Raw genomic sequence first — 20,358 nt, forward strand, 5'->3', positions numbered from 1 at the left:
AGCGGAGGAAATAGCGGACGTGGAGATCATGATGGCTCAGCTTAGGCACGTGGTTGGGGATACCCTCGTGGAGAGGGAGAAGGCGAGAAAGTTGGAGCGTATGCGGGGCTGGGTAGAAGGGGAATAGTGAAAGCCGCCGTGCGATCGGGGATGATCGAGCGGCGGCATTATCTGTGAGGAGGAGATGACCAGTATGGGACAGGTAGAACGGCTGACTAAAATAATCGAGCTGTTGATCCAGAGACATCCTCGGTCGGCTGATGTCTTGCTGGGGGTTGTACCTCCTCCGACCGACGATGAGTGGCTGGAGATGCTTCGCTCTTCTCCTGATGACCTGGGTGTCCGGGTTCGGACAGACCCATACACCGACAGGATACTCTCGGAGGTTATCAAACTGGATGAGATCCACCGGCTTATCGATGCTGCCGGTTGGGAGTCCATAACCGAGGCAGCCAGGTCGATAAAGGAGTTCTTCGCCGAGGACTGGAAGGTGTTTTGTCTCCATTGCCGCTTTGTTCGTGGAGAGTCCAGGATAAGCGACGCCTCTTCCCTCCAGAAAGTATCCCGCCGGGTGGGGCTATCTCCGAACACGGTATCTCGTAAACGCAAGGAGATACCGAGGAGGATAGCCCGTGACGCCCTCAGCGGGTTTCAGGCCGCCATGAAATGGTGACTATAGAACGCTTCATACTTACTCTCTAGGAGCGTTGATATTGCATGATATCGGCGTATGATGATAACGTGAAAGTCAGCTCGGGAGTGCAGGCCCGACTTACTCGATAGAGGCCTCGGCGCCCCAGCGTCGGGGCATTTTTTATGCCTTGAGGTTGGAGGGGTTAGGATATGTACGTTATCTGGTGTCGCAATGAGGGGCGTGGCGGGTTGCGTGTCGGTGTCTCCGACGCCAGATACCCCATTCCCTACATGGCGGATCCCATCACCATCTTCGAGCATTGCTACGTGCGCCTTATGCGGCGGTGGTTAGGGCGCAGGGCTAAGAGGGGATGGAGCCTAGAGCGCATGAGAGAGGCCTGTGGTGAGGTGATCTCATGACATGAGAGAGGTCACGTATTTCACTAAAGACGAGATCAGGAGGATACCTAAGATCCTCAGGTCTCGTGACCGGTCCGAAGAGGTGTCCCTGAGGGATTGCGCCCTGTTTATGGTGGGTATCAACTCGGCCCTGCGTGCCGGAGATCTCCTGGGTTTGAAGGTTGGGGATATCTTGGCTGGATCGGCCAAGAGGATACAGATCCGAAAGGAGATCATCCTTGTAGAGGGAAAGACGAAAAAGGAGCGTTGGATATATCTGCCAGATTCCGCGAGAGAGGCAGTTAAGGCTTACCTTAAAGTGCGTAAGGATCGCAGGGGGCTTTTGCCTGAACAACCGCTATGGATGTCCACCAGGGGGAAAGAGCCCAAGGCGATATCCTACGTCCAAGTTTACAGGACCCTCCGGTGGGCGGCACGAAGGGCCGGCGCAGATCTTCGTCTAAGGCATATCGGATGCCACTCTATGAGGAAGACCTATGGTCATTGGCTTTATTACAAGACGGAGGGGGAGCCCTTCACCTTGGCCGAACTCATGTTTATGTACGGTCACTCGTCAGAGCAAATTACCTTGAGATACCTGGGTATCACCGCCAGAGAGCTGAGGGAGAAGGCTCGGAATTCAGTGATTGAATAGCGGTCGTACAGTTAAATATAGGGGGTCTACACATAATGTTCCAGAGTTGGCGAAATTACGGTTAAAAACGAGAGGTGCGAAAGCGGAGCAAAGCCGGTGGGCGCAAGGCCTGAGAGGGTACGAATCTCTAACCACATTCCCTGTAGATATATTACATGAGTAAGGAAGTAGGGAATAAATTTAAAATCGCGCGAAGCATTGCAAACAGTGGGTCCTTCCCGAGGGGGGCGGCGCGGGTAAGGAAACCCCCCCCAACGAGCACGATTTGGCTAGACACTCCAAAATTGGAGCTCAGTCCAGTCCACTCGAACCGTCGTTTTTCTGAACTTTACAGGAGGTGAGGTTAGTTGAGTTATCAAGCTAAAAGGGATCTGTTAGACCAGCTGATCTCGGCCAAAGACGTGGCTCGGTTGCTGGGGGTGACCGAAAGCTGGGTACATAAGCTGGTCAAAAAGGGCTATATCTCAAAGACAGATACGGGCCGTTTCTCTCTAGGGGCCTCTGTCGGTGGGTATATCCAATACATCAAAACCGGGGAGTCTTCAAATCTAAGCCCTCAGGACATGATGAAGGAGAAGTTCCGACTGACGAAGGCTCAGGCCGATAAGGCAGAGATGGAGGTTCAGGAGCTGGAGAAGGAGCTTGTCCGTGTTGATGAGGTTCGGAGGGCGTGCAGTGATATGGTGTCCACCTTTCGGACGAAGGCTCTGGGACTGCCGTCGAAGGTGGCTCCTAAAGTCTTGGGCATGGCCTCTGTCGCTGAGGTTCAGGCTTGCCTAAAGCGAGAGGTTAATGAGGTTTTGCAGGAGCTGAGCGAATATGAGCCTTAGCGTTGTTGCAGATCTGATATGCGATGTGGCCAAGTCTGTTGCTCCACCTCCGGAGCTTACGGTCAGCCAGTGGGCAGACAAATATCGTCGTCTCTCTAGGGAGGCTTCGGCCGAGCCTGGGCAGTGGTCCACCGATAGGGCTCCGTATCAGAGGGAGATAATGGACGCTTTGTCTGATCCCTTGGTGGAGGGGGTTATCGTGATATGTGGCTCCCAGTCGGGCAAGACGGAGATAGTTCTTAATACCTTGGGATATCACATCCACTATGACCCAGCTCCTATATTGATACTCCAGCCGACTCAGAAGCCTATGGCGGAGGACTTTTCAAAGGACAGGGTTGCTCCGATGGTCAGGGATACGCCGGTTCTTAGGGGCAAGGTGAGATCCCCAAGGAGCAAGGACTCCAATAACACCATATTGCATAAGGCTTTTGACGGTGGCCATCTGACAATAGCAGGGGCAAATTCAGCGTCCTCTCTGGCTTCTAGGCCTATACGCATCCTTCTTGCTGATGAGATCGATCGCTATCCTCTGGCTGTTGGAGGCGAGGGAGATCCTCTGACCCTTGCGGAGCAGAGGACCACCAACTTCTGGAACCGAAAGAAGCTGTTCGTATCGACTCCTACGGTGAAGGGGATATCCCGTATAGAGGCTAGATATGCTCTGTCTAGCAGGGAAAGATGGTGTGTCCCATGTCCTGTGTGCGGAGATCTTCAGCCTTTGAGCTGGAAACAGGTTCGTTTTCCGGACGAAGAGTGGCTTTATCCCACCCATGAGTGCCGATCCTGCCATGTCAGGAGTAGCGAGCAGGCCTGGAAGTCGATGATGTCCAAGGGGGAATGGGTTGCGGATAACCCTGAGGCGAAGGAGAGAGGCTTTCACCTGAACCAGCTTTCCTCGCCATGGCGATCCTGGACCGAGATCATCGATCAGTTCAAACGAGCCAAGGCAGCCTTGGATGCTGGCGACGTCGAGCCCATGAAGGTCTTTATCAACACGGTCTTGGCCGAGACCTGGGAGGAGCGAGGCGAGGTAATAGAGCCGGATCGATTCATGGAGCGATGTGAGTTTTACTCTGCCGAGGTCCCCGAGGGTGGCGTGCTGCTTACTATGGGGGTGGATGTCCAGAGGGATCGTCTCGAGGCCGAGGTTGTCGCCTGGGGTGCGGGGGAGGAGTCTTGGAGCGTGGATTATAAGGTGCTTCAGGGAGACCCCACAGAGCCAGGGGTATGGGATGCTCTGACGACATACAGGACAAAAACGTGGACCCACGAGTCTGGGGTGGAGATGTCCATCGATGCGGTGGCTATAGACTCGGGGGACAATACTCAGGCTGTCTATGACTATGTTCGTGATCTTGGCAGGGAGAGGGTTTTCCCGGTCAAGGGTTTGGCTGGAGACAGAGCGGTTATATCCGGCCCGACAAGGCAGAGGGCTGGCAAGAGATCTCGTCCGGTTATGCTTTATCGTGTTGGTGTGGATACGGCGAAAAAAACCGTTTATGCGAGGTTGAGGCTTGAAAGCGGTGCGGGGTATTGCCACTTCCCTGTGGGCAGGGATCAGGAGTATTTCCTGCAACTCACGGCGGAGAAGCTGGTTACCAGATACAAGAAGGGGTTCCCATACCGTGTGTGGGAGAAGATCCGGGCGAGGAACGAGGCACTAGACTGCCGGGTTTACGCCTATGCGGCGATGAAGCTTTTGAACCCAGATTGGGAGGCTCTTAGACGCAGGGTGGCCCCTGTCAGACGAGACGTCGAGGACGAGGGTAATAAGCGCAGTGCGGCGAAGAGACGTCGCAGAAGCGGTGGTTTTGTGGGGAGGTGGTGATTTGATATCCATCCCTGAAAGGGTTATAGCCGGGATGCCTTTGAAGTTCTCCGTAAGGGTAGATGAAACGGTGGATCCTGGGTGGGGTATGTCCTTTTTTCTGAGGGGAGGTGGTGCTCTAGACTGTTCTGGGGTTCCCGATGGGGAGGAGTTCTTCTTTAGCTTGGATACGACAGGGCTTCCCCCTGGGACCTATTGGTACTCTCTGAGGAGTGTCTCTGGCGATAGTGTAGAGGAGCTGGCTTCTGGGGCGATAGAGGTTTGCCCGGATATAGCGTCAATGGAAACGTATGATGGGAGGTCCCACGCAAGGAGGGTCTTGGACGCCATAGAGGCGGTTTTGGAGCAGAGGGCGACCCACGATCAGCAGTCTTACTCCATCCAGACGTCCCTAGGCATGAGGCAGTTATCCAGGGTTCCGCTGGACGAGCTGTTGAGGCTTAGAAGGATTTACACTGTCGAGTGCAGGAGAGAGTCGGGAAAGCCTATCGGTAGGAGGGTCCGAGTATGGATATGAGCCTGTATCGATTTATGGCCTCTAAGGGCAGCCAGGGGCTTGCGAGGTCTCCCTCTCGTAAGCGGAGTTACGACGCCGGTGGGGCTTCTAGGTTGACGTCTACATGGACGTCTATCCCTGTCGATGCCGATGAGATAGTGCGTCGCAATCTCCGGGTGTTGGTGGCTCGATCCAGGCAACAGGTGGCCAACAACGATTATGCCAGGAGATTCCTTCAGATGGTCCAGGATAACGTGATAGGAGCTCAGGGTGTTATCCTTCAGGTTCAGGCCAAGAGGAAGAATGGAGCTCCAGATACGCCACTAAACGATGCCGTGGAGTGGGCCTTTTGGGAGTGGGGTCGACGTGGTAACTGCGATGTCACCGGCAGGCTATCCTGGCTGTCCATTCAGCGTCTGGTCGTTGCCACCGTGGCAAAGGACGGCGAAGCTGTGGCTTTGTTGAGGTATGGCGATATGGCCGGTCCCTGGGGGTTTGCTATACAGCTTGTGGATCCTCAGAGGATTCCGGTGGAGTACGACGAGGAGAGTTTGCCCAACGGGAATATAGTGCGTCACGGTATAGAGATGACGGAGTACGGTAGGCCGGTTGCCTATTATTTTCGGACCGACGACGAGAGGGCCGGTTACGTGAAGTGGACGGGACACCGTTATGTCAGGATTCCAGCGTCTCAGGTGATCCATGTTTTTGTGCCTGAGATAGTGGGACAAAAAAGAGGTTTGCCCTGGATGTCCACCGCCCTATTGCGGCTGCACATGATAGGCGGCTACGAGGATGCGGCACTGGTCAACGCCAGGGTGTCCGCCGCTAAGATGGGGTGGCTCAAACCCAGCGAAAATGCCGCTGGATACGGTGGGGACGATATGGATACCGATATAGCCATAGACGCCGAACCGGGCACTTATGAGCCAATACCCGACGGATATTCTGACGTGATATACCCGGACTATCAGTATCCTAACGGCGAGTTCGGGACGTTCGTAAAGTCCTGCCTGAGAGGGGTGGCCGCTGGGCTTAACGTGAGCTATAACACCTTGGCCAGCGATCTGGAGGGGGTGAATTATTCCTCCCTGAGACAGGGAGCCTTGGACGAGCGAGAGGTATGGAAGGGGCTTCAGGGGTGGATTATCGAGGAGTTTCATCAACGGGTTTACGAGGCCTGGCTGACTCTGGCCCTTTTGAAGGGTAACGTTGTCTTGAGGGGACGGCCTGTGTTGGCTACCGAGGAGGTGCGGCTAAAGTATACCGAGTGGCAGCCCAGGCGTTGGCCGTGGGTGGATCCTATTAAGGACATGGCGGCCAAGGAAAAGGAGATAAAGACCCTTTTGCGTTCTCCCGGGGAAATTATCCGGGAGCTTGGGAGAGACCCTGAGGATGTTTGGAGCGAGATTGCCCAGGATATTCAGGGCATGAGGGATAAGGGGATACCGGAAAACATGATCCAAAGGGTGTTCCAGGGAGGAGGTGGCAAGGTTGCCGCAAGCGCCAAAGATACAGGAGCTAGTAAGGGAGCTGAACAACAAGAAGCCGAGTCTGACGGGAAGTCTACGGTCTCTGAATGAGGATGACAGGACGGTAGAGCTGTCCTTTTCCTCCGAGGCTGAGGTGGAGCGATGGTTTGGGGTAGAGATCCTGGGACATAAGCCAGATGAAGTGCGATTGGAGCGCCTGAATGCGGGGGCTCCTTTTTTATTGGGACACGATAGGTCTCAGCAGGTGGGGGCGATCATGGAGGGGTCGGTCTCTATCGTCGATCGAAAGGGCAGATGCACCGTAAAGATATCTCGCTCTACCCAAGGCGAGGAGATTTTTCAGGATATCAAGGATGGGATAAGGCGTAATTGCTCGGTTTACTACAACGTATTCGAGGTGCAGCTTGCCGGAGAGCGTGACGGTGTACAGATGTACAGGGTTGTAGATTGGGAGCCCACGGAAGTGAGCTTAGTTAGCGTACCTGCGGACCCCACTGTAGGAGTTGGCCGCAGTGATGATGATAGGGAGGGTAATGGAATGCCTGGAAACGCTCGTGATAATGAGTCTGTAAATAACAAAACTGCTGAGAATAGCCCCGCTGCTGGAGTGCCGGAGGGGAGCCGGGCGATGCCGGAAGGCAATCCCTCTGGGATTAACGTATCTGCCGTTAGGGAAGAGGCCAGGAAGCAGGAACAGGTGAGGGTCCGCAACCTGCTTCAGCTAGGGGAGCAGTTTGGTCAAAGAGATCTAGCCGACCAGTATGTGTCTGAGGGCAGGGGCGTGGATGAGTTTAACAAGGTGCTGCTGGACAAGCTGATAGAGTCTAGATCTCAGGGAGGGACTGTGAAGGAGTCGTCGGTGGGGATGTCCGAGGGGGAGGCTAGAAGCTATTCTTTCATTCGGGCGATTCGTGCCCTGGTGAGCCCGACGGATCGATCCGCACAGGAGGAGGCGGCCTTCGAGTTTGAGTGCTCTCGTGCCGCGGCATCTAAGATGGGCAGGTCCCCGGAGGGGTTGGTGGTCCCCTACGACGTGCTTAGCAGGGGGTTGTTACAGACCGGTGGCAGTCCGGCCAGTGGAGGGTACACGGTTGATACCACCCTGATGACCAGCTCTTTCATAGAGTTGCTTCGTAAAAAGGCCATCGTTTTGCAGATGGCGACGCCTCTGTCCGGTCTCGTGGGAAACTTGGATATCCCATCTCAGGCCAGTGGAGCCAGCGGCTATTGGGTTGGTGAGGATCAGGATGTGTCGGAGGGTAGCCCTGCTTTTGATCATGTGACTATGAGCCCTAAGACCGTTGGAGCTTACAGCGAGATAACTCGCCGGCTGCTGTCTCAGTCCTCGATGGATATAGAGGCGCTTGTTAGGGCGGATTTAGCTAAAGCTCTGGCCCTGACCATAGACAAGGCGGCTATATACGGTTCTGGTACGGATAACCAGCCTAAGGGTATCGCCGTAACCACTGGGATCAATGCGGTGGCTTTCCAGGCTCAGCATCCGACCTATGCGGAGCTTGTGGATATGGAGTCGGAGATAGCGGCGGACGATGCGGATGTATCCGGTATGTGCTATGTGGCCAACGCAAGGTTCAGGGGGCACTGCAAAACGACGGAGAAGTTTGTCGGGACCAGCGGGGCGACTATCTGGGAGAAGGGCGATACCATCAACGGCTATGCCGCCCGGATCACTAACCAGATAGCTCTGGGAGACGTTCTGTTCGGTAACTTTGCGGATCTGTTGGTTGGTATGTGGGGTGGCCTTGAGCTTACCACCGATCCCTATACCCACAGCCTCAAAGGACGACTGAGAATAGTGGCCATGCAGGATGTCGACTTTGCTGTCCGACACGTAGAGAGCTTTTGCTACGGAAAGAAATCCGCATAGGAGGTGTCGTTGTGGGTAAGGTTATGCAGGTTATCGTCTCGAGTGCGGTGGTCGTCGATGGTGAGATAGTTCGTCCCGGCAGGGAGGTCTCTTTGCCTGAGGGGATCGCGATTAGCCTCTTGAAAAGGGGCAAGGTGAAGGTCCTCCCTGGAGGAGGTGTGGATGTCTCGGAAGATATTTCCGAGGATAGAGAGGCCTTAGAGGCGGAGTATAAAGAGCTTGGGGGGCGACCTCAGGATGAGTGGTCCGACGATGAGCTTATCCGTCGCATAGATGAGCGTAGAGAGAAGGTCGAGAAATGATTCCGGGAATCGTCGCTGCCGACAGGGATATCCTCCAGGCGGTGGGCGATTCCCTGTTTTTTTCTGGGATAGACTATCCCATTAAGGGACTTTTTGACTGCCCGGAGATCTACCCTCGTCCAGCGATCGGGGAAACCGAGGTTGAGGTGTCCAATCCTGTGGCTTTCTGTCTTGCCTCGGACGTGGCAGAGGTTTCGAGGGGCGATACTTGCAGGATTAGGGATATCGTTTACAGGGTTCTTGAGGTTGTCCCCGATGGTACAGGTATGGCTTCGGTGGTGATGACTCTATGATAGAGGTTTCCTTCGATAAAAAGGCTATGGCTGACATAGCGAGGGATCTGGAAGCCACGCCCAGGGAGATAAAAAGGGCCATGCATCTTGCGCTTAACGAGGTAGGACGTCAGATGAAATCTTTGGCGGCAAAAGAGGTGGCCAAGGATACGGGTGTCAAACGGTCGGCCTTGAAGCCCCGAATCCTGTCTTTTAAAAGGCAGGTGGATGGAATCGACCAGGTGAAGTTATGGACGGGGGTCTACCGAATACCTGCCCGCAAGGTCGGGGTGAAAAAAAGCTCAGTGCGTGGCAAGGTGGATATATCCCCTTATGTCCTGGCGGTTCTGAGTTCTGACGTTATCCCACTTTTCGAAAGTCGTTTTATACCTGCTTTTGAGAGGAAATTGCGATGGCTGAAGTCAAAATAACCGAGCTACACGACGCTATTTTAAAGGGAATATCGAAAGCCTTCCCCTCTCTTGTCACGGTTACGGCCTACGATCGCATAAGAGGAAAGATGGCGGTTCCGGCGGCTTTGCTGTTTCTTGCGGAGATGGAGAGGATGGACGATGTAGGGACGGAGCAACTCTGCCTGGAGTGCCGCTTTGACCTGTTTTTGGTTTTGGATGCCCTGATGGATGGGGTCGGCCAAAACGTGCGGCAGTTGGCAGGGGATCTAGCTTTGTATATCCATGGTAATCGTTTTGGACTTGAGGTGTCTCCTGCGAAGGTGGCGGGGTTGGCTCCTACGGAGTTTTTGCCAGCTATGGCTCAGCATGTGGAGTGGCAGATATCCTGGACTCATGAGATCTATTTAGGCCCCTCTTGTTGGGATGGAGAAGGGATTATTCCCACGGAGGTGCTGTATTCGATCGTGCCATTTGTGGGGCCAGATCATATTGAGGCATACAGACCACTGGAGGGCATTACTAATGCGGACTCCCCCTAGTGATTGGGTCTTGGCGGATATCAACAGCAGGCTGGCCAGGATGATGCGGATTGGCACCGTCGTCGAGTTGGACGAGGCCGCCGCAAGGGTACGAGTGACCTGCGGAGCTGGGGATGGAAAGATCACGACCGCTTGGTTGCCGTGGATCACCGCTCGGGCTGGTCCTGATCGAACCTGGTGGGCGTTAGAGCCAGGAGAACAGGTGATGGTGCTGTCTCCATCTGGCGAGATGTCTCAGGGGGTCGTGTTGGGGTCTATCTACAGAGATGCCCATCCGGCTCCCGCAGCGTCTAAGGACATCCAAAGGGTGGATTTCGACGGAGGGTCGTATATCGAACACGATAGGAAGCGAAAAAAGTTCAGACTCCATATCGAAGGGGATATGGAGATCTCCGTGACGGGGCACGTCCAGTGGACCGCCGGAGCGGAGGGGTATGACTTTGATTGACGGAAGAGGTGAGCGACGATGCCAGAGGTGACCAGGATAGGGGACAGTACCACCGGAACCTGCGATAAAGGGTTGCCCTGTTGCCCTCACGGCAGGTCTGGAACCAACGGTACTGGAAGGCCTCGTTTCAGGGCCGGAGGTAAGCTGCTTCATTGTTTGTCGGATACAGGAGCAACGAACTGCCCTCACGGTGGCACATACGAGAGCGTCCAAGGCTCGGAGAAAGTGAGAGTCGACGGTCTTCCAGTGACGTTGGTTGGACATGGGACTCTGTGTAAGAGTTGCGGGGAGGTTGGCTCCCATTCTTCTGGGTGGGGAAAGATGAGAATTGCAAAATGAAAGGTGTAGACAGAGATACCGGTAAGCGTTTAGTTGGACTCTCTCACCTCAGGCAGTCGGTGCGGGATATTCTGACTACGCCGATAGGGTCTCGTGTTATGAGGCGGGAGTATGGATCCAAGCTCTATGCGCTAGTAGATCACCCAGTATCTGATGAGACGGTGATGGAGGTTTATATGGCCACCGCCGAGGCTCTATTGCGATGGGAACCGAGACTCGACCTGACTAGGGTCCATGCCTCAGTTTCTCCGGGGAAGATAACTATTTCCCTAGAGGGGCGATATATACCGGATGGCAAAGAGATTCGCATGGAGGGGATTGAGGTGGTTTAGATGATTGATCTGTCCAGGCTCCCGGCTCCCAATATTGTTGAGGCGATAGACTATGAGGCTATCCTGGAGGAGATGCTTGCGGATTTGCGGCTCCGAGATAGCGAATTTGACGCACTGGTGGAAAGCGACCCAGCTTATAAGATCCTGGAGGTGGCTGCCTATCGAGAGGTTATTTTGCGCCAGAGGGTGAACGACGCCGCTAGGGCGGTGATGCTGGCTTATGCGAGAGGTGCGGACTTGGATCAGGTAGGTGCTGGTGTGGACGTCTTGCGCAGTGATGGGGAGTCGGACGATAGGTATCGATCCAGGGTGCAAATGTCTTGGGAGAGGTTGTCTACGGCCGGTCCTGCCAAGTCGTATCGTTATTGGGGGCTTTCGGTCGGCAAAGCGGTTAAGGATATAGGAGTATATTCTCCTGCTCCAGGATGCGTCCGAGTCGTAGTCTTAGGGGCCTATGGAGATGGAGTGCCGTCTGCCGATCTATTGGCAAAGGTGCATGAGGCGGTCTCGAGTGATGAGCGCAGACCCCTCACCGACACCGTTGAAACAGTCGCCGCTCAGGTCGTGAAGTATAACGTGACGGCCTCTCTCGAATTGTATCCGGGAGTGGCCGCCGAGCCAGTGATAGAGGAGGCTCAGGCAAAGGTTCGGGCGGTCGTCGATGATTTGCATCTGATAGACGAGGATATTATGTCGTCGAGAATAATTTCCGCTTTACATGTTGAGGGGGTCAAGTCGGTTGATCTCGTAATCCCTTCCGAGGATCTTCTGATCGATTGTTCTCAGGCGGGGTACTGTTCCGGGATATCTTTGGCCTGGAGGGTGGCTGATAGGCGATGAGTGATTTGCACTTGCTGCCTGGGAATGCAACTTCTCAGGAGAAATCTCTATCCCTTTGTATAGGCAGGAAGATCGCCGCTGAAGCTATTCGCAATATAAAATCTCCGGAACTTGCCCCTGTTGAGATTTTGCCTTATTTGGCCTGGGAACGTCACGTGGATCTCTGGCGATCAGAGTTCCCTGAAAATATAAAGCGTGGTCTAGTAGCTAAATCTGCACAATGGCACCGCTTAAAAGGGACAAAAGCAGGCGTATTGAGGATGCTCGAGGTCCTGGGGTATTCGGACGTGGAGATCGTGGAGTATAGAGAGGCCCTAGAGAGGTACGGGCAGGCGGGTATCCTGTCTTTGGACGGGACCTGGGATGTCGTGTCAGGTAGCGACCTCATGCTCCGGTCCGCCCTCGAGGTGGCTGACCTCCCGCCTCTGATCCACTGGGCTCAGTTTGCCCTGCGTATGGATCTATCGGCAGCGGAGCGTCCAGGCTGGGCGGAGGAGGTCCGGTGGGCCGTTGGCGAGATGAAGCCCGCCAGGTCTTGGCCTGTCTGGTGGTACTGGATCGCTCTAGAGTTGGGTCTGGAGATAAAAACATGGCATCGGCTTGACCTAGCGAAGGATATCCGTATCCGATATCCCTGGTGTTGGTCTCCTCTGGACGGTAGCTGGAGCATCGGCAGTGACGGGAGGCTCTTGGGGCTCGACGGGCAGGTGCTGGATGGGCGCTGGCGTTTGGGCGACTCTGCCCCTGCGGTGTACGACCGATTTGTCCGTGCCTGTGGGGTGGTGGTAGGCAAGAGCCTGGGCAAGAGGGCCTACGCCTCTTTAGGGAGGCATAGACAGATAGTGGAGTCGCCTACACCCCTGTCTCTAGATGGATCATGGACGTTGGACGAAGCCCCCCGGTGCGTGGCCGCATCCAGGCAGTCTGTCCGTATCACGTCGTTATCTTCTGCCCGGCCTGTAGTAGGGAGGCATGGTGGTCGCTTAGGGACAACCATAAGATACCCTGCGTCGCCTCGGTTGCTGGATAGGGCTCATGTGCTGGATGGTAGTTGGGGCATGGATGGTCGGAATATCAGGCCTTGCGGCATCAAAAAAATGACGATGGATGGCAGCTGGAGGATCGAATCGGATCCCCCAGCTTTTTTGTGCCGGTCAGCATCCGGTGGCGGCAAGGAGATCCATGTTCCGTTACGGGGGGCATGGATCGGAGAGAAGGCACCTCGGCTTGGATATTTTTGGGCTAGAGGGCTGGACGGATCCTGGGGTGTCGGGCAGGGCAGGCCACTGGACGGGTCCTGGCGGCTGAATGGACCGTACATGGGGCCAGTTCCTATAGTAGGGGAGAACGTCAGGAAGCTGGATGGATCGTGGCAGGTAGGGAGCATCAGCAGAAATCTGGATGAATCGTGGTTGATCGGCAACGATGGCCCCGGCTGTAGCGCAGTGGTCGCTATCCGCAACTAGGAAGGAGGGCGCTATATGGGTTTAGGAGTAACGACATATGGGTTCCGGCGCCGACTAGCTCAGCACTTGGCTACCGGCAATGGACTACCTCGGGTGGCATTCATGGCCTTCGGTGACGGCGGCCACAACGCAGACGGCACGCCGAAGGCGGCAAGCCCGAATCAGACGAAGCTTAACCGAGAGATCCTTCGAAAGGGGCTTTCGGTGGTGACGCAAGAGGACTCCATGTCCGTCACCGGCACAGGCCGGATAGAAAAGAGCGAGCTAATAGGCAAAAGCATCTCCGAGGCGGGGTTATTAGATGCCTCGGGCAACCTTATCGGTCTCAAAAATTTTAGTCCGAAGATCAAGGACGATGATGAGTATTACGACATCAGCATCAAAATCGATGTATAGGAAAGGGGTGTCCCTATGGCACTGCCAAAGTATCCGATAAGCAAGATCCCTTCCGAGGGGGCTCCTGCTCTCCCTCAGACCTGGAATGGGACATATGGGGAGCTGGATCAAAACCTGAACAATCTCGACGGGCGGCTCGTGGCCAGAGAGAACGAAATAAACACGGCCAGAGGCGGCCACCCGAGCCTGGGCGGCAGGATATCGGCGATGGCAGCGGATATCCAGGGTCTGGACCCGGACATGATGAACGCTATTGTTGCTGGAGTCTTGGAGGCATCCGCCTCCGCTGGCCTGGCGAACAGAGAGGGCGAGAAAACCCGGACGAGGCGGATTCAGTCCGGCGTCATGACGATCATCAACAGAGGAATTGTCTCTGGCTGCACCGTCTCGAGGTCCTCCACCGCCACAAGGAACATTAACTTGGCGGCGGGGGTCGCCTTCGGTAACGGCCGTCTGATCCCTATGCCGGAAGAGCAGAACGGGGCGTCTGTGCCAGGCAACCCAGGAGGATCTCCCCAAGTTTGTTATCTCTATTTAGGTGCCAGTGGCGGGGGGCACGAGATGTACTGTACCGAGCTAGGGGAGGAGATCCCCGACGGGGGGATCCCCCTGTATAGGGTAACGGTCCCGGCGGGGAACACGGAGATCACCGATCGATACTTGGCATCGGTATCTCTGACCGATATACGCAGAGTCGAGTCGGGGGCTCCTTGCGTCTATGCGTCCGCCCCCTTCATCTATGTCCCCTTAGGTACGTCGATGCTCTCGACGGATTATTCCGTGCATCTGGATATCCTTGGGTTTGAGGGTGGTGGGCACCAGCTGGGGTACGTATATGCTGACGATAAACAGCACAACGGCTTCAAACTGTGCCTTAACGGCAGCGCTGACTCAGTGCGAGTCCGTTGGACCGCTATGAGGATGGACCTTTAAGGGAGGAATGACCATGATAGTCAAAGAAATACAGCCTGCGCCTCATGTAGGGTGGTCGCTGGTCGGCGAGACTCTAACTGTAGGTCCTCTGTCCATCGATCTGGCGGCAGAGGAAAAAGATAGTCAGGTAATCATAGACATATCGAGAGAGGGTGACGGGCTGACTCGAGGCATGGGGGATGGGTACGTCGCATCCGTGCTTATACCGCCTCGATGCTACGAGGCAGAGGAGACCGACGAAGGGGAGCTTGTGCTTGTCCCCGCCCAGATAAACACCGATGCGGTGGAGCTAATGCTCTGGCAGTACGACGATCAGCCCCAGACGACCGAAGGCAACGACATAAAAGACGAGGAGGATAACTAATGCCTACTATTTTTACGAAAGACTCTCTCAGGGCGGCGGTGGAGGCCGCTACAGGAGGCAAGGCGACTGTCCTGTACGACGATAAAGGCTACCCGTCCTATATGTACCGAATATCGAAGTTCAACCTCCAGGATATCGATCCTCTCTTGGGCAACGGCGTCCACCCTGCGTTCGTGAGCAATGGAGTGGAGAAGTCCGAGCTTCTGGTAGGCATGTACCAGGCACGGATCCACGATGGGCGAGCCTGTAGCTACCCTGGTGTAGATCCATCTACCTATGTGAATTACGACGCCGCTCGCAATGTCTGTAAGGCCAAGGGGGCCGGGTGGCATCTCATGACCAATTGGGAGTGGGCGGCCATCGCCCTGTGGTGTCTGAAGAATGGATTCCAGCCCCGAGGGAATACTAATTACGGCAGAGCCCATGACGCTACCTTCGAGACGGCCACCAGAACAGACAAAAAAAACCCCGGCGACACCTCGGGAGGAAGGACCCTCACAGGCGCTGGGCCTGCCTCTTGGAGGCACGACGGAACCCCGTCAGGCATCGCTGACCTGGTCGGCAACGTATCCGAGATCGTCGATGGGCTGAAGCTTGTCGATGGCAAAATCTACATGCCCAACGATAATAACTTCGACATGGCCGAAGCCGACTGGCCGAATACGGGGTTCGCTTTTGACAACACGGTGGATGGCGCAGCAGGTGCCCCTATACTGAGCAACGCCGTCACAAAAAGCACAGGGGAAACGCCCTATTCTTCTCTCACGTGGAAGGATCTAACGGCAAAAGCGGGTTTAGCTGTGACATCTAAGCTTGCTGCAGCTGGAATTGCCCCTTTATCTCTACTTGAGGGGGCTGGTGCTTACGAAGAAGCCCCTAGGGGGACACTGTACATGCGGAACGTCGGAGAGCGTGTGCCCTACCGTGGTGGCGACTGGGGCAACGGCTCGGGCGCCGGATTGTTCTACTTGTACCTGGGCGGCTTGCGCTCCGGCTCGAACGACGGCATCGGGTTCCGCCCCGCTTTTCTTTTGTAGATCTGGAATCTGAAATCTGGATATCTGAAGCCCTGGGCGCCCTCGCCCGGGGCGGGAGGTTTTTATGGCTGATGGACTAAAGATCAAGCAGAAACATGAGGACTTGATGATGTACCTATACCCTGCGCTTAGACAGTTCCCTAGGTCAGAAAAATACGCTATGGCTACGGATATCAAGCGATCCCTGATACGAATGCTTGAGCTAATTACGAAAGCCAATAAAGCGAAACGCAAACTCCCGGTATTGCTGGATCTGGATACCGAGATAGACGTCCTGAGGACGCTGTTAAGGGTGTCTATGGAGCTTAGGTTTTTACCTAACGGTGTCTCGGTTTTTAGGTGATTTAGTTTTTGAGAGGAGGTAGTGATATGCCTGAGCAATTTTTACATGGAGTAGAGGTAATAGAGATAGAAGATGGATCAAGACCAATTAGGACGGTAAGATCAGCTGTGATTGGCCTGATCGGTACCGCTCCAGAGGCCGACGAGGCAGCATTCCCGATTAATCAGCCTGTTTTGATAGCTGGCAGCAGATCTGAGGCTGCAAAGTTAGGGGAAATTGGGACACTCCCCGCCGGGATTGATGGCATATTTGATCAAGCTGGAGCCTTGGTCGTTGTCGTTCGGGTGGCGGAGGGAATTTCGGAGACAGAGACCATGTCCAATGTCGTTGGTGGTGTTAATTCAGCGACAGGCCAATACGAAGGAGTGCATGTTTTTCTCGGGGCTGAATCCAAGACTGGATATCAGCCCCGAATTATTTGTGCCCCTGGATTTACTCATCAGCGGACTGAAGATCCTAGTTCTCCTGGGGCTTTTTTGGCCAACCCAGTAGTATCGGAGCTTCAGGGTATCGTCGATCGACTCAGGGCAGTAGTCATCGCCGACGGACCGAACAAAACCGACGAGGCAGCCTTCTCCTATGCGGAGGATTTCGGGACGGCTAGGATATATGTTGTGGATCCCTTCGTTACGGTCTTTAAGGGTGGAGCATACGTGGACGAGCCGTCCTCCGCCAGGGTTGCGGGTATTATCGCTAAAAGCGATGCTGATCGAGGTTTCTGGTGGAGCCCGTCCAACAACCCGATATACGGCATCGTGGGCACAGCTAGGCCGGTGGACTTCTCTCTTGGAGATCCCAACGCCAGGGCTAACCTGCTGAATGAGCACAATGTGACAACTATTATCCGGCAGGACGGATACAGGCTGTGGGGCAACCGGACCTTATCGAGCGATCCTAAGTGGGCTTTCCTATGCGTTAGGCGGACGGCGGATATCATCAACGACAGCCTCCAACGGGCCCACCTGTGGGCGGTGGACCGAAATTTAACAAAAACCTACTTCGATGCCGTGGTTGAGGGCGTAAATGCCTATCTTCGCCACCTGACGGCAATAGGAGCGATTCTTGGAGGGCGCTGTTGGGCAAACCCAGATCTCAACACCCCTAGCCAGCTCAAGGCAGGCAAATGCTATTTTGACTTTGACTTTACGGCGTCTGCTCCTGCGGAGCACATAACTTTTCGTAGTCATCTTGTTGATGATTACTACCGAGATATTTTTAAATAATAGGAGGTTTCTTTATGATTACTGAAATAAGAAAAAATATGAACCTCTTTGTCGATGGCATTGGCTTTGCGGGCAAAGTCGAAGAGATCAACCCTCCGAAGCTGGCTGTCAAAATGGAGGAGTTTCGAGCCGGGGGAATGGATGCGCCTGTTGAGATAGATATGGGCATGGAGAAATTGGAGATGGACTTTACCATCCCTAGCATGGACAGAGCTCTAATGGTGCTTTTTGGCCTTGCTCCGGGAAGTGAGGTTGGCGTAGTTATCAAGGGGGCCATTGAGGACAACTCAGGCACCATCTTGGCAGAAGAGCATGTCGGCACAGGACGAATAAAGACTATTGAGCCAGGGAGCATGAAGGCAGGGGAAAAGCCTTCTATAAAAATTTCCATGGCACTGAAGTTTTATGGGTTGAGTATCGATGGCGTCGAGCTGGTCTATGTGGATGTTGAGAATATGGTGCGGCGCATAGGTGGCAATGATCGATTGGAAGAAATACGCTCAGCAATAGGACTATAAAGAGGAGGATTTATGACTATGACTACTACAGTGCGCTTGCTATACCCTGTGACAATCAACGGGCATGAGATCACTGAGCTGACCATGCGCAGACCTAGAGTCAAGGATAGCTTGATCCACGAGAAGCAATTTCCTGACAAAAAGAGTGGAACCTTAGAGTCTGATATGGCCATGTTTGTCCGTTTATGTGGGGTAGCCCCTGGAGATCTTGATGGTCTAGATATGGCTGATGTAGCGCAGTTACAGAGGGCTTTTGGAGGTTTTTTCTCCTCGACGGACGATCTCTCCGAAGAGCCTGTCTAGCTCTAGCTCATTACACCGGCTGGGGGCTCCAAGATCTCATGGAGCTCCCTCAGTCGGAGCTCGTTGAGTGGTTGTCGGAACTCCCGAAAGGGGGTGGTGAATAATGGCAGGGTCAGCTTCTAAGATATACAAAGCAACCGTTCAATTTGGCGGAGCTGTGAGTGGATCTTTGACTAGCGCATCAGGGGCAGTCTCAGGGATATTCGGTAAATTAGAGAGCGGGGCCCTAAAGAACATCCGAGCCCTAGAATCTCAGAAAAAGGCTATAGCATCACTCGACTTTAGTGGGTTACGTAAATCTAAAGCTCATATGAAGGCATCGCAACGATCCCTTGATGAACTAAAAAAGAAGATGTCGGAATGCCCAGAGCCAACGGCCAAAATGAGGAAGGAGCTAGAGAAGGCCGAAGCGGTAGCTCAGAAGGCCAGCAAGGCATACCAGGGTAACTTAAAGCGACTCAGAGAGTTGCAGGCCGAACTAAAAAATTCGGGAGTAGATCTCGGTAATCTGAGGCGAGAAAAGGCTCGTCTCACGGCAGAAATAGAGAGGCAAGAGCGTCGTCAGAATGCCCTTAACAGAGTTCGTTCTCATGGCGGGGCAGTTGTGAAGTCCGTAAAAGAGACAATCTCGGGCCTTTTGGCAGCGGGAACGGCTGCGATGGCTATAGTCGGTTCTGCCACAGGAGGAATTGTTGCTTTAACCTCCTCTGTTGCTGCCCATGGTGATGCTGTTGCTAAAACGGCGGATAAGCTAGGAATGGGAATATCTGCTCTACAGGAGTATCGCTATGCTGCGGAGAGGTCCGGTGTCTCTTCCTCCACATTTGATTCGTCTCTTGAGCGGCTGACCAATGGAATAGCAGATGCCAGTATGGGTTCGGGAGCTGCCGCAAACGCAATAAGAGAGCTCGGGATGTCCGCTGGTTATCTTAAAGCGATTGGGCCTGATAGGGCTTTGGTCGAGTTGGCAGATGCTCTAACTCATGTAAAAAACCCGGCGGATAGAGTCAGATTAGCAATTGGCCTCTTCGGTAGAGAAGGGGCAGGCATGGTTAATATGCTGAAAGATGGCTCGGCAGGATTAGCCCAGCTGAGAAAGGATGCTAGAGCGACAGGGTATGTCTTGAGCGACGATGCTTCCAGAAACGCTGAGGCATATCAAGATGCCATGCTTGATATGCAGCTGTCTTTCGGAGGCGTAAAAAACACCGTAGGGTCTGCCCTGCTTCCTGTTGTGACAGATGCCTTCAAGGAAATTACCTCGTGGATTGCGGAAAACAGAGAGGTTGTCTCTGAGTGGGCTGGAGAGTTCGCAGGCAAGGTCAAGGCCGTTATCCCCGCTGTGGCTGATTTTGCTCGAGGGATCACCTCTATTTTTTTAGCGGCTACGAAAACGGTTTCGGCCCTGGTTTCCGCCTCCGGAGGAGTGGAGGGGGTAGGTAAAAAGTTACTTTGGCTTGTGGGGATCAAGTCCTCCATTAAGCTTTTTGGGGTAACGAAAGATCTTTGGGACTTAGGGAAGGCAACAAAGGATTTTATAGCTAACAGTAGCAGTATCCAGGCCGCCTTCTCGGCTTTTAAGGCGGGGATTGCTTCTGGTGGAGGTGTGCTCAAAAAAGGGGTTAAATCTGTCCTAGGACTGCTGCCTACTCTAAAAGCAGTGGTCATATCTGGAGGTTTAGCACTAAAAAAGGGTTTTTCCTCCATCCTGGCAATACTTCCTGCTCTAAAGGCAGGAATTGTATCCGTTGGATTGGCGGTCAAGGGAGCAATGGCTCCACTGTTGGCGAATCCTATTACATGGGCTGTGGTTGGTGCAGCGTTAGCCGTATATGCGCTATGGAGAAACTGGGACCAATTAGTGGGCACTATAAGGCGGGTTATTGGTGCAGTTGTTGATTTTTGCCGTTCGCTCGTCAGCGGGATTGGGAACGCTATATCTGGAGTTTTGGGTAGATTGAAAGGTGCCTGGAGCGGAATAACCGGCTGGTTCGGAGATCTCTGGGGCGGAGTGAAGGGTACCTGGACCGGCCTGTGGGACAGCCTCCCCGATGGGTCTTCCGTC

24 protein-coding genes are annotated in these 20,358 nt (G+C 54.2%); all 24 read left to right on the forward strand.

The window, feature by feature from the left end; genetic code table 11:
• The first annotated feature begins 184 nt into the window (after nt 1-184).
• Nucleotides 185-673: a hypothetical protein gene (locus B9Y55_RS11480; protein WP_143340935.1), complete on the forward strand. Its 489-nt coding sequence runs from the start codon at nt 185-187 to the stop codon at nt 671-673.
• A 381-nt stretch (nt 674-1,054) separates the two neighbouring features.
• Nucleotides 1,055-1,687 carry a tyrosine-type recombinase/integrase gene (locus tag B9Y55_RS11490; protein ID WP_085545497.1) on the forward strand — a complete coding sequence of 211 codons (633 nt, stop codon included), beginning with the start codon at nt 1,055-1,057 and terminating at the stop codon, nt 1,685-1,687.
• Between the two features lie 347 nt (nt 1,688-2,034).
• Entirely contained in the window at nt 2,035-2,517 is a 483-nt protein-coding gene (locus B9Y55_RS11495; protein ID WP_085545498.1) for a DNA-binding protein, read from the forward strand.
• On the forward strand, nt 2,507-4,348 hold the full coding sequence (locus B9Y55_RS11500) for a phage terminase large subunit family protein (RefSeq protein WP_085545499.1): 1,842 nt from the start codon (nt 2,507-2,509) through the stop codon (nt 4,346-4,348). Before B9Y55_RS11495 ends, B9Y55_RS11500 begins: the two co-directional genes overlap by 11 nt.
• A 1-nt stretch (nt 4,349) precedes the next feature.
• Nucleotides 4,350-4,865 (forward strand): hypothetical protein, encoded by a 516-nt coding sequence (locus B9Y55_RS11505; RefSeq protein WP_085545500.1) that lies wholly within the window; start codon nt 4,350-4,352, stop codon nt 4,863-4,865.
• Nucleotides 4,856-6,427, forward strand: a complete 1,572-nt coding sequence (locus B9Y55_RS11510; protein WP_085545501.1) for a phage portal protein — start codon at nt 4,856-4,858, stop codon at nt 6,425-6,427. Before B9Y55_RS11505 ends, B9Y55_RS11510 begins: the two co-directional genes overlap by 10 nt.
• Nucleotides 6,339-8,225 carry a phage major capsid protein gene (locus tag B9Y55_RS11515; protein ID WP_159448342.1) on the forward strand — a complete coding sequence of 629 codons (1,887 nt, stop codon included), beginning with the start codon at nt 6,339-6,341 and terminating at the stop codon, nt 8,223-8,225. The genes B9Y55_RS11510 and B9Y55_RS11515 overlap by 89 nt, the downstream gene beginning before the upstream one ends.
• 11 nt (nt 8,226-8,236) lie before the next feature.
• Nucleotides 8,237-8,527 (forward strand): hypothetical protein, encoded by a 291-nt coding sequence (locus tag B9Y55_RS11520; protein WP_085545503.1) that lies wholly within the window; start codon nt 8,237-8,239, stop codon nt 8,525-8,527.
• The gene (locus B9Y55_RS11525; protein ID WP_085545504.1) at nt 8,524-8,820 is read left to right on the forward strand and encodes a head-tail joining protein; all 297 of its coding nucleotides are present in this window, start codon (nt 8,524-8,526) and stop codon (nt 8,818-8,820) included. Before B9Y55_RS11520 ends, B9Y55_RS11525 begins: the two co-directional genes overlap by 4 nt.
• Nucleotides 8,817-9,230, forward strand: a complete 414-nt coding sequence (locus B9Y55_RS11530; protein ID WP_085545505.1) for a hypothetical protein — start codon at nt 8,817-8,819, stop codon at nt 9,228-9,230. Before B9Y55_RS11525 ends, B9Y55_RS11530 begins: the two co-directional genes overlap by 4 nt.
• Nucleotides 9,212-9,751, forward strand: coding sequence for a hypothetical protein (locus B9Y55_RS13095; RefSeq protein ID WP_143340936.1), 540 nt, complete (start codon nt 9,212-9,214; stop codon nt 9,749-9,751). Before B9Y55_RS11530 ends, B9Y55_RS13095 begins: the two co-directional genes overlap by 19 nt.
• Nucleotides 9,735-10,199 carry a phage baseplate assembly protein V gene (locus B9Y55_RS11535; protein WP_159448343.1) on the forward strand — a complete coding sequence of 155 codons (465 nt, stop codon included), beginning with the start codon at nt 9,735-9,737 and terminating at the stop codon, nt 10,197-10,199. The genes B9Y55_RS13095 and B9Y55_RS11535 overlap by 17 nt, the downstream gene beginning before the upstream one ends.
• A gap of 335 nt (nt 10,200-10,534) precedes the next feature.
• Nucleotides 10,535-10,870, forward strand: coding sequence for a GPW/gp25 family protein (locus B9Y55_RS11545; protein WP_085545508.1), 336 nt, complete (start codon nt 10,535-10,537; stop codon nt 10,868-10,870).
• Nucleotides 10,871-11,710: a baseplate assembly protein gene (locus B9Y55_RS11550; protein ID WP_085545509.1), complete on the forward strand. Its 840-nt coding sequence runs from the start codon at nt 10,871-10,873 to the stop codon at nt 11,708-11,710.
• Entirely contained in the window at nt 11,707-13,176 is a 1,470-nt protein-coding gene (locus tag B9Y55_RS11555) for a phage tail protein I (RefSeq protein WP_085545510.1), read from the forward strand. The genes B9Y55_RS11550 and B9Y55_RS11555 overlap by 4 nt, the downstream gene beginning before the upstream one ends.
• A gap of 15 nt (nt 13,177-13,191) precedes the next feature.
• A complete protein-coding gene (locus B9Y55_RS11560; protein WP_085545511.1) occupies nt 13,192-13,572 on the forward strand; it encodes a phage tail protein in 381 nt (126 codons plus the stop codon).
• A 15-nt stretch (nt 13,573-13,587) separates the two neighbouring features.
• Complete coding sequence (locus B9Y55_RS11565) at nt 13,588-14,505, forward strand: hypothetical protein (RefSeq protein WP_085545512.1); 918 nt, start codon at nt 13,588-13,590, stop codon at nt 14,503-14,505.
• Nucleotides 14,506-14,518: 13 nt separating this feature from the next.
• Complete coding sequence (locus tag B9Y55_RS11570) at nt 14,519-14,869, forward strand: hypothetical protein (protein ID WP_085545513.1); 351 nt, start codon at nt 14,519-14,521, stop codon at nt 14,867-14,869.
• A complete protein-coding gene (locus B9Y55_RS11575; RefSeq protein ID WP_085545514.1) occupies nt 14,869-15,906 on the forward strand; it encodes an SUMF1/EgtB/PvdO family nonheme iron enzyme in 1,038 nt (345 codons plus the stop codon). The genes B9Y55_RS11570 and B9Y55_RS11575 overlap by 1 nt, the downstream gene beginning before the upstream one ends.
• Nucleotides 15,907-15,970: 64 nt before the next feature.
• Nucleotides 15,971-16,249 carry a four helix bundle protein gene (locus B9Y55_RS11580; protein WP_085545515.1) on the forward strand — a complete coding sequence of 93 codons (279 nt, stop codon included), beginning with the start codon at nt 15,971-15,973 and terminating at the stop codon, nt 16,247-16,249.
• A gap of 26 nt (nt 16,250-16,275) precedes the next feature.
• Entirely contained in the window at nt 16,276-17,472 is a 1,197-nt protein-coding gene (locus tag B9Y55_RS11585) for a phage tail sheath subtilisin-like domain-containing protein (protein WP_085545516.1), read from the forward strand.
• A gap of 14 nt (nt 17,473-17,486) precedes the next feature.
• Nucleotides 17,487-17,990, forward strand: coding sequence for a phage major tail tube protein (locus B9Y55_RS11590; protein ID WP_085545517.1), 504 nt, complete (start codon nt 17,487-17,489; stop codon nt 17,988-17,990).
• Nucleotides 17,991-18,008: 18 nt separating this feature from the next.
• On the forward strand, nt 18,009-18,293 hold the full coding sequence (locus tag B9Y55_RS11595) for a phage tail assembly protein (RefSeq protein WP_159448344.1): 285 nt from the start codon (nt 18,009-18,011) through the stop codon (nt 18,291-18,293).
• A 103-nt stretch (nt 18,294-18,396) separates the two neighbouring features.
• A partial coding sequence (locus tag B9Y55_RS11600; RefSeq protein ID WP_200806677.1) for a phage tail tape measure protein occupies nt 18,397-20,358 on the forward strand: 1,962 nt, incomplete at its 3' end.

It is taken from the genome of Dethiosulfovibrio salsuginis (assembly GCF_900177735.1).
Lineage (GTDB): Bacteria > Synergistota > Synergistia > Synergistales > Dethiosulfovibrionaceae > Dethiosulfovibrio > Dethiosulfovibrio salsuginis.

Bases quoted from the DNA above. Each gene is read 5' to 3' on its own strand.
- B9Y55_RS11480 (WP_143340935.1), top strand. From the start codon at position 185: ATGACCAGTATGGGACAGGTAGAACGGCTGACTAAAATAATCGAGCTG.
- B9Y55_RS11490 (WP_085545497.1), top strand. From the start codon at position 1,055: ATGAGAGAGGTCACGTATTTCACTAAAGACGAGATCAGGAGGATACCT.
- B9Y55_RS11500 (WP_085545499.1), top strand. From the start codon at position 2,507: ATGAGCCTTAGCGTTGTTGCAGATCTGATATGCGATGTGGCCAAGTCT.
- B9Y55_RS11510 (WP_085545501.1), top strand. From the start codon at position 4,856: ATGGATATGAGCCTGTATCGATTTATGGCCTCTAAGGGCAGCCAGGGG.
- B9Y55_RS11525 (WP_085545504.1), top strand. From the start codon at position 8,524: ATGATTCCGGGAATCGTCGCTGCCGACAGGGATATCCTCCAGGCGGTG.
- B9Y55_RS11530 (WP_085545505.1), top strand. From the start codon at position 8,817: ATGATAGAGGTTTCCTTCGATAAAAAGGCTATGGCTGACATAGCGAGG.
- B9Y55_RS13095 (WP_143340936.1), top strand. From the start codon at position 9,212: ATGGCTGAAGTCAAAATAACCGAGCTACACGACGCTATTTTAAAGGGA.
- B9Y55_RS11535 (WP_159448343.1), top strand. From the start codon at position 9,735: ATGCGGACTCCCCCTAGTGATTGGGTCTTGGCGGATATCAACAGCAGG.
- B9Y55_RS11545 (WP_085545508.1), top strand. From the start codon at position 10,535: ATGAAAGGTGTAGACAGAGATACCGGTAAGCGTTTAGTTGGACTCTCT.
- B9Y55_RS11550 (WP_085545509.1), top strand. From the start codon at position 10,871: ATGATTGATCTGTCCAGGCTCCCGGCTCCCAATATTGTTGAGGCGATA.
- B9Y55_RS11555 (WP_085545510.1), top strand. From the start codon at position 11,707: ATGAGTGATTTGCACTTGCTGCCTGGGAATGCAACTTCTCAGGAGAAA.
- B9Y55_RS11560 (WP_085545511.1), top strand. From the start codon at position 13,192: ATGGGTTTAGGAGTAACGACATATGGGTTCCGGCGCCGACTAGCTCAG.
- B9Y55_RS11565 (WP_085545512.1), top strand. From the start codon at position 13,588: ATGGCACTGCCAAAGTATCCGATAAGCAAGATCCCTTCCGAGGGGGCT.
- B9Y55_RS11570 (WP_085545513.1), top strand. From the start codon at position 14,519: ATGATAGTCAAAGAAATACAGCCTGCGCCTCATGTAGGGTGGTCGCTG.
- B9Y55_RS11575 (WP_085545514.1), top strand. From the start codon at position 14,869: ATGCCTACTATTTTTACGAAAGACTCTCTCAGGGCGGCGGTGGAGGCC.
- B9Y55_RS11580 (WP_085545515.1), top strand. From the start codon at position 15,971: ATGGCTGATGGACTAAAGATCAAGCAGAAACATGAGGACTTGATGATG.
- B9Y55_RS11585 (WP_085545516.1), top strand. From the start codon at position 16,276: ATGCCTGAGCAATTTTTACATGGAGTAGAGGTAATAGAGATAGAAGAT.
- B9Y55_RS11590 (WP_085545517.1), top strand. From the start codon at position 17,487: ATGATTACTGAAATAAGAAAAAATATGAACCTCTTTGTCGATGGCATT.
- B9Y55_RS11595 (WP_159448344.1), top strand. From the start codon at position 18,009: ATGACTACTACAGTGCGCTTGCTATACCCTGTGACAATCAACGGGCAT.